Annotated in this window: 15 protein-coding genes; 7 read left to right on the forward strand and 8 right to left on the reverse strand. The window is 56.4% G+C overall.

Annotated elements, in window-relative coordinates:
- Positions 1-29 precede the first annotated feature (29 nt).
- Positions 30-1328, forward strand: a complete 1299-nt coding sequence (locus C0039_RS00560; protein ID WP_101516971.1) for a DEAD/DEAH box helicase — start codon at positions 30-32, stop codon at positions 1326-1328.
- A gap of 156 nt (positions 1329-1484) precedes the next feature.
- Entirely contained in the window at positions 1485-2048 is a 564-nt protein-coding gene (locus C0039_RS00565; RefSeq protein ID WP_101516972.1) for a hypothetical protein, read from the forward strand.
- A gap of 496 nt (positions 2049-2544) precedes the next feature.
- On the opposite strand, the gene dbpA is transcribed toward C0039_RS00565, so the two are convergent.
- From dbpA to C0039_RS00600, 7 genes are all read right to left on the reverse strand, one after another.
- On the reverse strand, positions 2545-3969 hold the full coding sequence (dbpA, locus tag C0039_RS00570; RefSeq protein WP_101516973.1) for an ATP-dependent RNA helicase DbpA: 1425 nt from the start codon (positions 3967-3969) through the stop codon (positions 2545-2547).
- Complete coding sequence (locus tag C0039_RS00575) at positions 3966-4826, reverse strand: PA4780 family RIO1-like protein kinase (protein WP_075999522.1); 861 nt, start codon at positions 4824-4826, stop codon at positions 3966-3968. Before C0039_RS00575 ends, dbpA begins: the two co-directional genes overlap by 4 nt.
- Positions 4827-4955: 129 nt before the next feature.
- Entirely contained in the window at positions 4956-5372 is a 417-nt protein-coding gene (locus C0039_RS00580; protein WP_075999523.1) for an NAD-binding protein, read from the reverse strand.
- Positions 5373-5374: 2 nt separating this feature from the next.
- Positions 5375-6817, reverse strand: a complete 1443-nt coding sequence (locus C0039_RS00585) for a TrkH family potassium uptake protein (RefSeq protein WP_133125914.1) — start codon at positions 6815-6817, stop codon at positions 5375-5377.
- Positions 6818-6912: 95 nt separating this feature from the next.
- The gene (locus tag C0039_RS00590; RefSeq protein ID WP_075999524.1) at positions 6913-7101 is read right to left on the reverse strand and encodes a PLDc N-terminal domain-containing protein; all 189 of its coding nucleotides are present in this window, start codon (positions 7099-7101) and stop codon (positions 6913-6915) included.
- Positions 7098-8603 carry a mechanosensitive ion channel family protein gene (locus tag C0039_RS00595; protein ID WP_207796341.1) on the reverse strand — a complete coding sequence of 502 codons (1506 nt, stop codon included), beginning with the start codon at positions 8601-8603 and terminating at the stop codon, positions 7098-7100. The genes C0039_RS00590 and C0039_RS00595 overlap by 4 nt, the downstream gene beginning before the upstream one ends.
- A gap of 19 nt (positions 8604-8622) precedes the next feature.
- Positions 8623-9003: a hypothetical protein gene (locus C0039_RS00600; protein ID WP_075999526.1), complete on the reverse strand. Its 381-nt coding sequence runs from the start codon at positions 9001-9003 to the stop codon at positions 8623-8625.
- 332 nt (positions 9004-9335) lie between these two features.
- Between C0039_RS00600 and C0039_RS00605 the strand changes: the two genes are divergently transcribed.
- A complete protein-coding gene (locus C0039_RS00605; RefSeq protein WP_133125915.1) occupies positions 9336-9584 on the forward strand; it encodes a hypothetical protein in 249 nt (82 codons plus the stop codon).
- A gap of 4 nt (positions 9585-9588) precedes the next feature.
- Here the strand turns inward: C0039_RS00605 and C0039_RS00610 are convergent, their stop codons facing one another.
- On the reverse strand, positions 9589-10938 hold the full coding sequence (locus C0039_RS00610; protein ID WP_243391523.1) for a sigma-54-dependent transcriptional regulator: 1350 nt from the start codon (positions 10936-10938) through the stop codon (positions 9589-9591).
- Positions 10939-11121: 183 nt separating this feature from the next.
- On the opposite strand from C0039_RS00610, the gene C0039_RS00615 reads away from it, so the two are divergent.
- The 4 genes from C0039_RS00615 to C0039_RS00630 all read left to right on the forward strand — a co-directional run bounded on the left by C0039_RS00615 (position 11122) and on the right by C0039_RS00630 (position 15776).
- Entirely contained in the window at positions 11122-13080 is a 1959-nt protein-coding gene (locus C0039_RS00615; RefSeq protein WP_101516974.1) for a flavin-containing monooxygenase, read from the forward strand.
- A complete protein-coding gene (locus C0039_RS00620) occupies positions 13077-14165 on the forward strand; it encodes an SMP-30/gluconolactonase/LRE family protein (protein WP_101516975.1) in 1089 nt (362 codons plus the stop codon). The genes C0039_RS00615 and C0039_RS00620 overlap by 4 nt, the downstream gene beginning before the upstream one ends.
- 55 nt (positions 14166-14220) lie before the next feature.
- A complete protein-coding gene (locus tag C0039_RS00625) occupies positions 14221-15243 on the forward strand; it encodes a mechanosensitive ion channel family protein (protein ID WP_101516976.1) in 1023 nt (340 codons plus the stop codon).
- 152 nt (positions 15244-15395) lie between these two features.
- On the forward strand, positions 15396-15776 hold the full coding sequence (locus tag C0039_RS00630) for a VOC family protein (protein ID WP_075999531.1): 381 nt from the start codon (positions 15396-15398) through the stop codon (positions 15774-15776).
- Positions 15777-15785: the final 9 nt, after the last annotated feature.

Consider the following 15785-nt stretch of genomic DNA (forward strand, 5'->3'; position numbering starts at 1 on the left):
GCTCTCTTAGAGAGATTCAGGAGCAAAAAATGTTATTCAAAAATCTCGGCCTATCGGCTGAATTGCTGCGTGCTGTCGAAAAACAGGGCTACGATGAAGCGACTCCGATCCAGGAGCAGGCTATTCCTCTAGTACTGGAAGGCAAAGACGTATTAGCCGGCGCCCAGACCGGCACCGGCAAAACAGCGGGGTTCACCCTACCGGTTCTGCAGCGGTTGCAGGAGAGCCAGGGCGAAGGCCACAGGCGTCACCCCCGGGTTCTGGTGCTAACCCCAACACGCGAGTTGGCTGCCCAGGTTCATGAAAGCGTGCGTGACTACGGCCGTTTTCTTCCTTTTCGCTCGGCGGTGATATTTGGCGGCGTCAGCATCAATCCCCAGAAGCAGAAACTGGTTAAAGGTGTGGACATCGTAGTGGCCACACCCGGGCGCCTGCTGGACCACGTACAACAGCGCAGCATCGACCTCTCCAGAATCGAGATCCTCATTCTTGATGAGGCCGACAGAATGCTGGATATGGGATTCATCCGGGATATCCGCAAGATACTGAATATCATTCCCGACCAACGCCAGACCCTGTTGTTCTCCGCAACGTTTTCGAGAGAGATCAAGTCACTCGCGGCGGAGTTCCTGAACAAACCCACTGAAATACAGGTCACACCGCAGAACACTGCCGCTGAACTGGTCAGCCAAATCGTCTATCCGGTCGACAAGAAGCGCAAGCGTGAGTTGTTGTCGCAAAAAATTGGCGAAGAGAACTGGCAGCAGGTACTGGTGTTTACCCGAACCAAGCACGTGGCCAACAAGCTTTCCGAGCAACTTGGCAAAGACGGCATCACTGCCGCTGCAATTCATGGCAACAAATCACAAGGGGCCCGCACCCGGGCACTGGCTGACTTCAAAGGCGGTCGGGTACGGGTACTGGTTGCCACCGATATCGCGGCTCGCGGCATCGATATCGACAAACTGCCGCACGTGGTGAACTTTGAACTACCCAATGTCGCTGAGGACTACGTGCACCGCATTGGTCGCACAGCGCGTGCGGGACAGGAAGGTCACGCAATTTCCCTGGTCTGCGTAGACGAGTTGAAGCTGTTGAAGGATATAGAGAGGCTGTTGGGCACAGATATCGAAAAGATAAACCTGCCAGGCTACGACGTTGACCCCAGCATCAAGGCCGAGCCCATCCAGAACGGACGCGGAGGCAGGAGCAACCAGGGCGGCCGTGAGGGCAGGGGCAGGAACCAGGGGCGCGCAGGAAATGGCCGCGCTGGCGGAAGAAGCCGGTCCGGAAACTCCAGGGCGCACTCAGCCAGCGGTAACCGTTGAGCGGCCTGAGCCTTCAGAAACAGATGAACCCAGGGTGAATCCACGGCTCGCAGACTGAAATGAGGAACACCCTCGCACTGCAGCCGTCGACAAACTCAATATCAGATAAACCAATCGGGACTCACCGAAGCGCCCGACTCACTTAGGAGAAATCTTATGCTAAGCGTAAACAAACTGGAAAAGATCATAGAGCTGGAAGAGAACCTCAGGGCCGAGTACCAGAACCAGATTGATGAAAAAGCCGCACTCATAGAGAGCCAGGAAGCAAAGCAGGCAGAACTGCAAACGGCGATCGACAACTACAAAGTAACTGTCGAGAAGCAGCTGGAAACTATCACTGAGCTGTCTCGCAAGACAGAAGCAAACCAGAAAGTGGAACAGCAGAACCGCGAGTTGAACAACCGCGCAGGCAACCTCGAAGAGAAAGTTGCCGAACTGAAGAAGCGAGTCAAAGGACTGCAGAAAGACCTGGCTGAAGAGCGCTCTGAGCTGCAAAAGCTGAAGCAGTTTGACCCCGCCAGAATGAAGAAAAACCTGGACGCCAACAAGAAGAAGCTGGCGGAACAAACCAAAGCCAACAGCCTGTTGCAGAAGTCCCTGGCCAAGATCAAGGGCGAAAAGGCAGAAGCTCAGCGCAAGGTAAGCGACCTGGAAGCGCAGCTGTCAGAGCTTAAAACGGACCTTGAAACGGAAGCGGAAGCGGAAGAACAAGCAGCCTGAATCTGGCACACCGGGGCGGGACCATGTGCTTGCAGGTGAACGCTTACAGGTCAGGAATACCTGGCATCCACATAGCGATCAGCAAGCAGGCCGCCGGGAAAACAACCCGGCACGCTTGATCCAGCCGCCCTGCTTGATGCAGGTGCCCCCGCGGCCATACGGGAGGCTAACACGGCCTCCAGTAAGGCAGAAAAAACCAACAGCGTTGAACCAAACAGAAACATAGACCTTGTCAGGGTTTCCAGGGCTGCCTGTCGCTTTCTCCTCTCCGGTCCGGGGGAGAAAGCCAGGACGGAGGAAGCCCCACAAACCAACATCCTACAAAGGCTGCGTCGCCATGCTCTGGCAACGTGCTTGGCAGGTATGATCCTTCGCAGGGTGCCGAAGCCGTATCCAAACGAATACTTCGTTATAGATCCGCCGCCGGGTACCAGCATTGGCGTGGCTAATTAGCAAAACAGTTACTCGCAAGTCCTGGCCGATCTCGACCCACCCGCTATCGTCGCCCTGTACTCCCTCGTGACCTGGCCCTGGGCTGACCCTTGAGCTTTCTTACCTTGAACTTCCGTCCTTTTATCTTGCCATTCGTCAGTCGGTTCAATGCCTGGCCGGCAAGATCATTGTCCACGGCGACATAGGCAACATGATCCATAATATCAATGCGGCCTACCGCCTTGCCGTCAATACCCGCTTCACCGGTTAAAGCGCCGAGAATGTCCCCGGGACGCACTTTGTCCTTGCGCCCTCCGGCGATGGCCAGGGTTGCATATGCCGCCCTGGGCATGTGCTGCTTCGCAGTAGGCACTGCAGCCAGCACCTCAAAGGCAAGTTCCTTGCCCTGATAGGCGGAGATGGCATCCAGCCTGTGTCGCTCGTTTTCCGCCAGAAGCGTGACCGCCAAACCCGGCTGACCGGCACGGCCAGTGCGGCCGATGCGATGCACGTAGGTCTCTACATCCCGTGGGGTGTCATAGTTAAACACAGCAGGCAGGCCATCAATGTCCAAACCCCTGGCGGCCACATCCGTTGCCACCAGCACCCTGCAACTCTGCTGCCGAAACTGTACCAGCACCTGGTCCCGGTCACGCTGCTCAAGATCGCCGTTGAGAGACAGGGCATCAATACCTGACTCAAGCAGTCGCTCACAGACCTCGCGCGTGCTTTCCTTGGTGTTGCAAAACACAATGGCAGAGTCGGGTCGAATACGATGCAGCAATTTTTCCAGCCCGGATAACTTCTCGTTACGCTGGCATATAAAGAACTGTTGCTCCAGCAGGCTGTCATCAACGAACGCTGTCACGGAGATTTCGCGCGGTGATTTCTGAAACCTCTGGCTCAACGCGTTGATGTCATCCGGGTAGGTTGCTGAGAAAAGCAGCGTCTGGCGCGTCTGCGGGGTGTGGTCGATAATGGCACTGATATCATCTATAAAGCCCATCTCCAACATACGGTCAGCCTCGTCGAGCACCAGCGTGCTCACCCGCCCGAGGGAAAGCGTTTCCTTACGTAAATGATCCTTGATCCGTCCCGGGGTACCCACCACGATATGTGCCCCGTGTTCAAGCGAGCCAATCTGCGGGCCTATGGATTGCCCGCCGCATAACACCACCACCTTGATATTCTGCTGATAGCGGGCCAGGCGGCGCATCTCAGACGCTACCTGCGCCGCAAGTTCACGTGTTGGACACAACACCAGTGCCTGGGTACCAAAATCACGCGGATTGAGTTTGCTCAACAGCGGTAGAGCGAACGTGGCAGTTTTTCCGCTGCCAGTCTTGGCCTGGGCGATAAGGTCTTCGCCAGCCATTGCCGCAGGCAGGGCAGCCGCTTGGATGTCCGTCATCTCCCTGTAGCCGAGATCGGCCAGATTCTGCAATTGAGCAGGTGCCAGTTTGAGGCTGTCGAAGGATCTTGTGCTCATTCGTCGCCCGCCTCCAGCTCACGCAGCCTTTCCTGACGTTCCTGCTCCTCCTTCATCACCGCCTTGATCTCCAGCATCAGTCCATCGACATCTGCACTGATTTCTTCTGCTTCAAAACCGCCACTGAGTACAGTATCGGGGGTAAGGTCACCGGCCTCATACAACGACCACAACTCGCCGGCGTAGTTTCGACCCAGCAGTTCGGGTGCATACTGGCCGTAATACTCAGTCATGTTTTCCACATCGCGTGTGAGCATGGCCTCGGCGTGGTTATTGGCAGCGGCATCCACGGCCTGCGGTAAATCAATAATCACCGGGCCGTACTCGTCCACCAGTACATTAAACTCGGAAAGGTCACCGTGTATCAGGCCCGCGCACAGCATTTTCACCACGTAATCCATCATCACCGCGTGGTCTTCAAGCGCCTGTTCCTGAGTGAGATGCACGTCGTTCAGTCGCGGTGCAACTTCACCGTTGCCGTCCAGCACCAGCTCCATCAGCAGCACCCCATCAAAACAGCCGTAGGGCGTGGGCACGCGAACGCCGGCGCGGTCCAGCTTGTAAAGGGCATCAACCTCGGCGTTCTGCCAGGCCTCTTCCTGTTGTTTGCGCCCGTATTTCGAACGCTTTTCCATGGCACGCTGGCGTCGGCTGTTGCGTACTTTTCGTCCTTCCTGATACTCCACAGCCTGTTTGAAACTGCGTTTGGCTGCTTCCTTATAAACCTTGGCGCAGCGGATATCACTACCACAGCGCACCGCATAGACAGTCGCTTCCTTGCCGCTCATCAGCTGGCGAACGACCTCGTCGACGAGGCCGTCTTCTACCAGTGGCTGTATACGTTTAGGCGTTTTCATGGGGCCCTTATACAGGACTTGGACTCTGCTGGCGAACGGGGTGAGTGGTGTAATTTCCGCTTTGCAGTGCTGCGCATGCTCAATGGTTACTCATCACAGGCAATGCCGGGCGAGTTGACAGCAGCGAAACTATTCAGGCTTGTCTCGTTCTCCCTCAAAGAAAGAGAGCAACTCGCAGGCGATGCGTTTGTCGGGCACGATCACATTTTCCAGGCCCAGCTGTTCACAGATGCTTAACAGGTCAGGGTCATCCAGGCGCAGTACCACGCGATCAAACTCCAGTGACTTCGCTACCACCGCCGCCAGCACGTTTGAGGTGTCGTCGTCTGAGAGGCAAAGCAATAAATCTGTATTTGACGGGTCCACGTCCTCCAGCACACTTGGCTTGGCGCCGTCGCCACAATAGAAGCTGCAGTCAAAATCAGCTTCCAGGTCCTCAATAACGCGTTCATCCTTGTCAATGACAACAACCTCGTGCCCAGCCTCGAGCATTTCGGTAACGGTTGCCATGGCCAGCCTGCTGGCACCAATCAATACTGCTCTCATAATCACTCCCTACGTATTCTTCGCCTGCGTCCCAGCCAGCTGCGTGGCGACAACAGCACCAGCAGGGCAATAAATTCCAGCCTGCCAAGCAGCATCAGACAGCAAAGCAAGACCTTGAGTGCCAGCGGCATGCCCGCCTGGGTTAGTCCACTGGAAAGTCCCGATGTTGTCGCCGCTGAAACAACTTCGAAAAGCGACGGCATGACAGGGTAGCCATATGACAAAAACACCAGCCAGGATAAGCTGATCGAAAAGAGAAACAGCAACAACAGCGCCAACGCTTCCTGCTCGCGACCGGCACCCCCGTTCTTGCCCTCTCCGGTAAAGACGTGATCAGAGAGGCCGGTTCGACCCAGGGTTGACCGGGCAAGCCGGAACATGACCTGTACCCGGCCCAGCTTGATACCGCCCGAAGTAGAGCCGACACCACCCCCTATCGCCATACATACAACAAGCAACAGCAGCAGGCTCGGTGACAAGACACTGATATCCCCGGCACTGAAGCCCGCCGTCGTCTGTGCGGAGACCACCAGGGTCGCCAGCTCAGTGAAACCGATATCCAGGCCACCCTGCCACACCAGCCCGAAACCCACCATACACGCCAGACCTATCGCCAGCAGTAATGAATATAGCTGGTTGTCGGCGAAGCCACCGCGACCAGACAATAACAGCGACCGGTAATAGACATGAAAGGAGACGGCACCGGCTATACACAGCATATTGATAGTCCAGATTTGTACTGATGGCAGCGAGGCAAGGCTATCCCCGTAGTTGGCAAATCCACCTGTGGAGATTGCGGCCATGGTATGTACAACTGCATCCAGTGGCGCTGAGCCCGTTAGCAGCAAAGCCAGTACGCCCACAGCCGTAATCAGCACATAGACGACCGTGACCCGTCGAGCGTGCGCCCGGGTACCGCCCACCACATCATCCATTTCCTGGTTACTGAAGCCGAGACTTCTCGCGGTCTGGCCCGGTGCGATAAAAAGGGCCAGCGCAAGCACCACCACACCCAATCCACCGACCCACTGCATCCAGCCCCGGGCGAACAAGAATGCAGGAGATGGTTGATCCAGTTCAAGTGTTGATAGCCCGGTGGTGGTGACGCCTGACACCGCCTCAAACCAGGCGTCGGCAAAGGGGATACCATAGGCCATGATGGGAATGCTGTAGAGCAATGATACTGATATAAACAGCAGAGCCACCATCGACAGGGATTCGTTCTTCTGCACGCGCACAGGCCGCGGAAATAACCGCCCTGCTGCCCAGACCACGCCGAGCAAACCCAGTACGACCAGATAGCCTGTCAACGCCTCGCTGTTGCAGGCCAGGGCAAAGACCGTGGGAATAGCGGTAAGCACTGCCACTACGCCATACATGTCGGAGAGCAGGCGCATTATCACGCCGGGCCTCACCGCGAAGTGCATGGCGCTGTTATTCGTCACGCTAACCGTCCGATATCATCAGCATAATTCTTCATCGTGAATACGCCGGGTGCAAAGCCGGCGTGCCCGTACCCTTCAAGTGGTCACACCCGCCATCAGGCCCTCCCGGCGCGCGGCCCGAACAACAGCCATAGAATCACTCCGATCACCGGCAGCAGCAGTATGACCAGAATCCAGACGAGCTTGCTACCCATGCTGGCGCCCGCATTGACGATATTCAGAATAGCCCAGATATCGAGAATAAGAACCAGGAAGCCGACAATACCTGTCACTTCAATATTCATGCTTTGCTCTCCTTCTTGTCTTGATTGGATTTTTGCTCATTGCCTGCCGGCAGGTCGTCCTTCTCACTTTCTATAACCAGTGGCGGCGCTTTACCATCCTTGTCCACACCAAAGTAGAGCGTCTGGTGCGGGAAAGGAATCTCGATGTCGCGCTCGTCAAAAGCAAGCTTAATCCGGCGATTGAACTCTCTGCCTATACGCCACTTTTCGCGTGGGCTGGTCTTTGTTCTTGCCTTGATGATAACGGCGCTGTCTGCGAGCTGGTCAACGCCAAGCACTTCCAGGGGTTCAAGAATTGATTCGCCGAAGTCCGGCTGGTTGCGCAGCTCCTCATCGATCTCGAGGAGACACTGTACGACCTCGTCCGTATTCTCCCGATACGCTACTCCGACTTCCAACATATAGTAGCTGAAATCCTTGGTCAGATTGTCGACGATATCGATCGCACTGAATGGCACCGTGTGGACCGTTCCGTCCAGCGACCTGAGCTCAATCTTGCGCATAGAGATGTGCGTCACCCGCCCCTGTCTTCCTGCGACGCCGACAACGTCACCGATCTGCAGCAGGTCCTCGATAATGATGGTGAACCCGGTCAGAAAATCCTTCACCAGCGTCTGCGCCCCAAACCCGATGGCGATACCCACCACGCCAGCACCCGCCAGCAGTGGCACTACATCAATACCCAGCTCTGACAGGATGACCAGCGTTGAAAGCAGGATAAGCACGAACGTAAACACATTGCGCGCCACCGGAAGCAGCGTTTTAACACGACCGTTATCGAGCTCACTTTTACGCTTTACCAGTGACTCCATGGCAGCGTTCGTCACTTCCCATATCACCAGAAAAAGCAGGGCCACGAACAGAACGGCAAATGCTGTCTGCGCCCCGGTGGTGAGCGCTTCGACATAGGGCGAGGCAAGCGTCTGGTCGAAGACGACGATAACAAGCGCGTACAACCAGGCGAAGAAACAAATGATACACCCTGCGGTGCGCTGCCAGGTGAACATGGTGCCGAACCTTGCGCCACTGAGCTGTGCAGTACTGCGAAACGCACCCAGCTTTCGGTCGATGTATCGCGAAAGCAAGGTGTTGACCCACGCCAACATCATAAGCAACAGGGTGATCACGCTGATTGCCGCGATCTTGCCCACATTGCTCGCTCGCATATCTGACTGGTCGATCAGGGAAAGATAATTCTTGAGAAACAGCCCAACCCTCTGGTCCAGGTTGATGGCCGTGCTTATCTCCAGTGACCCATCCTCCTCAGACGTAGTAATGTTCGCACTTTCCAAAGTCCTGACTCTCTCCAGAAAGACCGACCTCCTCTCCGGATCCTCGAGCAGTTGAACCAGCTCGTCCAGGCTTTCCCCGGCTGTGGATACGGCATCGGTAGACGCGGAACCCGTCTGCGCAACCACCTCAATTGACGAGAACGCAGTTAGCAACAGGAAAGCCAGCGCCGCTAGAACGGCGCTGGCATTGTGGCTGGTTTCAACAGGCATAAAGTTCATCACCGCTTGCTCAGGCGGCATCCTGCAGTCGGTTCTTCAGCCAGTCGAAATCAAGTTTCAACGGGTTATCGATGTATTTCTCCGGATCGGCGTTAATCGACTCCAGATAATCGGTGGATACCTTCCAGTCGACATCCGGCGCGTCCTTACCGCGCGAATCAAACTCAAGGCGCTTGTTGTGCAGACGCAGGGTGAAGTAATCAAAAGGGCTGTCCGGGTCATCGGCGTAAACGGCTACTCCGAGCTTGCGACCTTCTGCCTGCTCGTCCACCAATGAAACAATATTCTTGATGACCGGCTTCTCGCGATACTTGTCCATCGCGGCGTTGAAAACATCGAGCGCACCCATGATCAATGCGTAGCTATCGTGGTTGTCTTGCTCGTTTTTCATATCATTACTCCTGATACAGTTTGGTATATGACGCGCTTTTCAGCGCGGAGCGGAATTCCCGCCTCACAAGGGATACTGCAATCACTGTGCCAGCTCCGAAATCGCACACAGAGACGGGCTTCACAGATACTTCTTCCAACGCTTCGGCATAATTTACAGATCAACCGGTAAACTTTGCCAAGCTGAGGTCTCGATCCAGCAGGAATACCCGGGGTTGTCGCCAGTCGTCGCTGGCACACAAATTGCGTCGACTCAAGCCAGACCGGGCTCCATCTCATATGCACTAATGACGTGCAGCCGGTCTGTTGTAGGCAGCAAGGGCAATGTATTTGATGAAGAAACAGCAACCTGTAGTGACGTCAATAACGAGGGCGCGCTTTCCGCAGAAGCGCAAGCTGCTGGGCCTGCGAGGCCGGCAGCTAGGCGATGTGGAATGTTGCGGGATAGACCTGCGAAGCGGAGAGGTGAAGTACATTGAGCTCACCACCCCGGGCCAGAATATCAGGATCGCCTGGTGCAGAGTCGGGATTGATGAACCCAGCGGCGCTTTTCGGCTACTGGGGGATGCCGGCTACAATTGAAACATCAGCTGGTTTCAGCATAATCTTTCAAACGGTTGTAAAGCGTCTTTACACTGATGCCAAGCATATCTGCCGCCGCACTACGATCGTCTCCGGTATGCCGCAGCGTCGCAAGGATTAACTTGCGCTCCATTTCGGCGATGCTGGTACCGATAGACACTCTCACCCCCTCCTGATCGCCGGCTTCTGCGGCATTCGCCTGCTCGCCTATAGCCTGAATAAACTCCGCATCGATCAGCGATTCAGACATGATGTAAGCGCGCTCAACAAGGCTCTTGAGCTCCCTCACATTCCCGGGCCACGCGTAACTCGCCAGCGTGTCCTTTATATCATCGGAAAGCGTTAGCCCGGTGTTGTGCCGCTGATTCAATTCGCGCAGGAAGAACTGGGCAAGCCCGAAGACATCCTCACCGCGTCGACGCAAGGGCGGCAGGCGTAGTGGAAATTGCGCGAGCCGATAATAGAGATCCTCCCGCAGCAGACCGTCCTGCACCGCCTGATCAGGCGGACGGTTGCAGGCGGAAACCACCCGCACATCGACCTCGATGTCCTGCTCAGATCCCAAACGCCTTAGTTTGCGCGTCTCCAGAACGCGCAACAGCTTTGCCTGCAGGTCGATATCCATCTCGGTGATCTCGTCAAGCAGCAGGGTGCCCCCCGAAGCACGCTCAAAATGCCCCAGGTGCCTGTGGGTCGCCCCGCTGAAAGCGCCCTTCTCGTGCCCAAACAACTCACTTTCAGCCAGACTCTCAGGCATCGCGGCGCAATTAAATGCCATGTAGGGACCATCCCGGCGTGAAGAGAGCAGATGCATGGTGTGTGAGACCAGTTCCTTGCCCGTCCCACTCTCTCCCACCACGATCACGCTGACGTCCGTCTGTGCCACCTTGCGGATCTGCCTGTATAACTTGCGCATGGCGCGGCAACTGCCACGCAACATCCCGAACTGGTCGATCGAGGCGGCATCCTGATCACCCTGGGAGGGTGCTGTCGATATGGCCTCGGTAGCAATATCCTCGAGCAGGTGACGCAGATTTTCAGTCTGGGCAGGCTTACAGAAGAAGTAGCTGGCGCCGCGACGGATGGCGTTGTCGGCAGCCTCCGGGGTGTCTGTCTCACTCATCGCAAAGACCTCGGTACCCTCTTCCAGCCCTGCCTCCATGAGTGACATCACCTGATCTTCACGGCCTTCGGGCAAATCCACAAAGACGAGATCGTATTGTGTAAGGGACTGGTAGCTGCCAGCCTCATCAAGATCACCGACTGTCGCGGCGAAACCGAGTTCGCCGGCGATATCAACGAGCATTCGGGCATGAACAACGTCCTGGTCCAGGATGAGGCAACGCGCTTCCACTGGCTGTTTTTCCTTTCGGCTTGGGTGGGGGGGAACCTGATCTTGCCTATTCGGGCTCTGGCCAAATAGTAGCGTAACCGCGGGGACTTGTTTAGCGCTCCCTTACGGGGAGATAGAGGATTTGTCCGGATACAGTCTATAGACCATACTGGTTTGGATAAACGCTAATAAGAGGATGGAAATGTGGCTTACGACTGGCATAAAACCCTGTCAGAAGTCGACGACAAGCAATTGTGTGCCGCGCTCGAGCAGGCCGCTATACCTGCTCTACTGGCATCCATGCTCCACCTGACCGGCAACACAGCTCACTTCGATCAGGTCCAACCCCGATTCGAACTGATGGCCGAAGACCCCGACGGTTTGACCGAAGCGCAGAGGGCCATCGCAAGAGAACTGGCCTTTGCGGCGCTACAGCGATATCGCAACGGCGCAGAGCTGGCGCAACCGACAGCAGCTGACATTGAAACAACCATGCACAGGATAACCGGGGAAGACATACCGGCTGACCTGATGCCCATGCTGCGCGAGGAGCTCAACCTGTTTGGCGAAGATGCACGAAGGGTGCACATCGACACGACCTCTATGGCTACTGATTTTCGCGTGGTGATCATCGGTTCAGGCATGTCCGGAATCGTTGCCGCAATACGCCTGCAGCAGGAGGGAATTCCGTTTCTTATCCTGGAAAAGAATCCAGAAATAGGCGGTACCTGGTTCGAAAACACCTACCCGGGGTGCCAGGTCGATTCCGCGAACCATCTCTACAACTATATTTTCGAGCCGAACACGCAGTGGCCAAACCACTTCTCGGGCCAGGGTGAGCTGCTCAAGTACTTCAATCAGGTCGTCGCGAAGTACCAGCTGCGTGAACACGTACGACTGAATTGCCCCGTACAGCGCGCAGACTATGACGAAGTGAGTGGTAAATGGACAGTCACCGTGGACGGCGAGCACGGGGTCGAGAAGCTGTCAGCCAATGCCGTGATCAGCGCCGTTGGACAACTGAATATCCCCAGATATCCGGATATCGCAGGTGCCGGGAACTTCCAGGGTATCAGCTTTCACTCTGCGCGCTGGGAACACCAACACGACCTGGCCGGTAAGCGGGTGGCAGTGATCGGCACAGGCTGCAGCGCAGTTCAGTTCGTGCCTGAAATCGCCGGGGCCTGCGCAAACGTCGACGTTTTCCAACGCTCTGCGCCGTGGCTGCTGCCAGTACCTGAGTACCACGCAGCCATGACCGAAGAGGAATTGTGGCTGCTGCGCGAACTGCCCTTCTATGCGCGCTGGTATCGTTTTTTCCTGTTCAGGGCCAGGGCGATAGACGGTGAGCTGCCCTTTCTGTTCACGGAGCCGGGCTGGGACGGCCCCGCCAATACCGTCAGCGCAAGTAACCAGATGCTGCGCGATGCACTGATCGAGTCACTGGCGGAACAGGTCGGTGACGATGCCGACTTACTGGAAAAGCTGATTCCCGACTACCCTCCCGGTGGCAAGCGCCCGGTGCTTGATGACGGTAGCTATATCACCGCATTGAAGCGCGAAGAGGTCAGCGTGCACACTGACCCCATAGACAGAATCGTCGAACAGGGTATCGTCACCGCGGATGGTACCCTGCACGAGATTGATGTGCTTATTTATGGAACCGGCTTTGCCGCCGACCAGTTTTTGTCGACGCTGCAAGTCTATGGTCGCGAGGGCCGCGAACTGGTCAGTAGCTGGGATGGCGATGCCCATGCGTATAAGGGGGTCATGGTTCCGGACTTCCCCAACTTTTATACGCTGTACGGGCCCAACACCAACATCGTGGTCGGCTCCAGCATCGTTTTCTTCGTCGAGTGCCAAATGCGCTATATCAGCGGGTGCATCAAGCTGCAAATCGAACAAGGAGCCCGCACCCTGGAGTGCCGCAGGGATTTGACCGATGCCTATAACGCCCGAATCGACGAACTCAACAGTCAGCGGGCCTGGGGTGCACCGGTGGTATCCAGCTGGTACAAGAACAGCAAAGGCCGTGTCACGCAAAACTGGCCGGGGACACATGGGGAATTCTGGCAGCAGCTGCGTGCGCCGGAGCCAGGTGAGCTGGTAATTTCAACGCGGCGCGAGGTTGTCGCCGATAACATGGACACCGTACAGAAATGATCAAACGAATCGCCTGCTGCGTTATGGCCGCAGCCAGCCTTGGATTGTCTGCCTGCAGCGTACCCGAAGGTACCCTTATTACCGACTGTGTAGACAAGGGCGCACTTCACCCCGTGTGCGGCATGCAAAGCCCCGAAGACATTGCCATCGTCCCCGGTGGAGAGTATCTCCTGCTCAGCGAACTGGGCAACATGGGCGCATATCCGGGACGTATTGTTGCCTTCAAGGTGAGCGACGAGAGCTGGAAACCCGTTTATCCCCTGGAAGATGATAGCCCCACACCGGCGGCATTGCTGGGCGACCCGACATGCACCCGCCCCCCCGGCCGGGAATTGAGCCCACATGGCACACATTTGGTGCAACTTGAAGACAATAGCTGGCGTTACCTTGTGGTCAATCATGGGGGCCGCGAAGCAGTAGAGCTGTTTTCACTGGAACTGACGCAGCTGGGAGAGCCCGCACTCGCGTGGCGTGGTTGTGTATTTCCCGCCGACAACACCATGATCAATGACGTGGCAGGACTCGCCAACGGGGATGTGATCTACACGCGGATGTTCCGACCCGATGACTTTCTCGGGGAAATGCGCGGGATAGTGGGCCTGGATTCAGGCGATGTCTGGCGCTGGAGCCGCAGCAACGGACTGAAACTGCTACCGGGCACCAATGGCGCACTCACCAATGGTATCGAGATCAGCGCAGATGAACGCTATATCTTCATCAATCAGTACATGAACAAGGAGGTTCACAAATACGATCTGCAGGCCGAACAACGGGTCGCAAAAGCCGCAGTCGCCCATGTAGACAACAGCGCCTGGGGCCCAGGCGGTGAACTGTGGCTGACCAGTCACAAGATGGAGCCCGCTGTTTACCTGGCCTGCACCAAGGAGCATCTTCGCACCTGCGGCATGGCCTTTGAGGTCGTCGCACTGAACCCTGATACCATGGAAACGCGGATCATTTTCCAGCATCAGGGTCCTCCGATGGGCGCAGCCACCGTTGCCACCGCCCATGACGACAAGGTGTACCTTGGCTCATTTTTAGGCGATCGCCTGCTTATCGTACCCATGAGTGAATTCAGTCAGTGAGTCTCGCCCACCGCGCGTCTACTCGCAGCGATCCACCGTCAGGGAGCAACAAACAATGCCCAATACTGTGATCTGGTCCTACCTCCCCGTTTTTATCGTGCTGCCTCTGGTCCTGCTCGGGCTGGGGGTCGCGCATTATGTTCTGCTGGCTCGAAACAAGGAACTGGGCAGCGAGGCCCGTTTACCCAGGCAGCTGGTACTGCTGGTGTTAACTATCCTGTCGGTCATCCTGCTTATTGTGGTTGCACCCATCCAGGAGTCTACCCGCAACCAGATACTGGGTTTGCTGGGCATCGTCCTGTCAGGCGTCGCGGCACTTTCGGCTGCGCCTTTCGTCACCAATTTCATGGCGGCGGTGATGCTGCGCGTGACCAAGCCATTCGGGGTTGGCAACTTCATACGGGTCGGCGATCTGTACGGAAAAGTTTCTGAACGCGGGATCTTCGACACCGAAATACAAACTGAAAACCGCGAACTGGTCGCCATCCCCAATGCGACCTTCATTTCCCAGTCAGTGACCGTCGTGCGCAGCTCCGGCGTGATCGTCTGGACGAAAGTGTCTCTGGGCTACGACCTGGGTCACAGCACCGTCGAGCCGCTGATGCTTGAGGCCGCCGAAAAGGCAGGCCTGATGGACCCCTATGTGCATGTCATGGAACTCGGGGACTTTGCGATCACCTATAAAGTATGCGGCCTGCTGGTCGATGTTGAAAGCGCTCTCACCGCACGCTCAGAGCTGAATCGCCAGCTGCTGAACACCCTGCACGCGGCCGATGTTGAGATTGCGTCCCCGTCAATTACCCGGCATATCAACCAGGCGGACGATGTGCGCATGATCCCTTCGCGTGCGGCGCCGATGGCGGAAGCTGAGGCCGACGCGACAAGGGTCAAGGCAGAAGAAATTGTTTTCGACAAGGCGAGAGAGATAGAACGCCTTGGTGCACTCAGTGCAGAACTGGAACTGCAACTCAGTGAATTGAGCGCCACAAAAGAAGCGGACACGGACGGCCAGGCATCGCTGGCTCAATCCCTGGAAAAGGTGAAAGCCGAGCTGAAGGCACTGCGGGAAGACAGCTGAATCGTCAGCTTTTTATTTCCCGCATTCTCTGCAATGTAACCGCGCTTACTCACTACACCCGCTCAATGTGCGGCTGGTCATACCTCATGCTGGCAATGCACCACCCTCTCACCTAAACTGTTTGGCTTACTCACGCACGGGCAGGAAAGATTATGTTTAGCCACATTATGATTGGCGCCAACGACATGGAACAGTCAAAAGCGTTTTACGACGCAGTACTGGGGGCGTTGGGATACGAGCCGGGTGTAATGGATGACAAGGGACGCTGCTTCTATTTCACGCCAACCGGCATTTTTTCTATCAGCATACCCATAGATGGGCAGCCGGCCACCCACGGTAATGGCAGCACCATAGGCTTCGCAGCAAACAGCCCTGAAGAAGCCGACGCCTGGCATGAGGCAGGCCTGGCCAGCGGTGGAACCGCATGTGAGGAGCCACCCGGTGAGCGTTCAGGCGTTTCCGGCACGCTGTACCTCGCCTACTTGCGCGACCCTGCCGGCAACAAGATCTGTGCATTACACCGGGTAGCATAACCCTCTATG

It is taken from the genome of Pseudohalioglobus lutimaris (genome assembly GCF_002866825.1).
Classification (GTDB): Bacteria; Pseudomonadota; Gammaproteobacteria; order Pseudomonadales; family Halieaceae; genus Halioglobus; species Halioglobus lutimaris.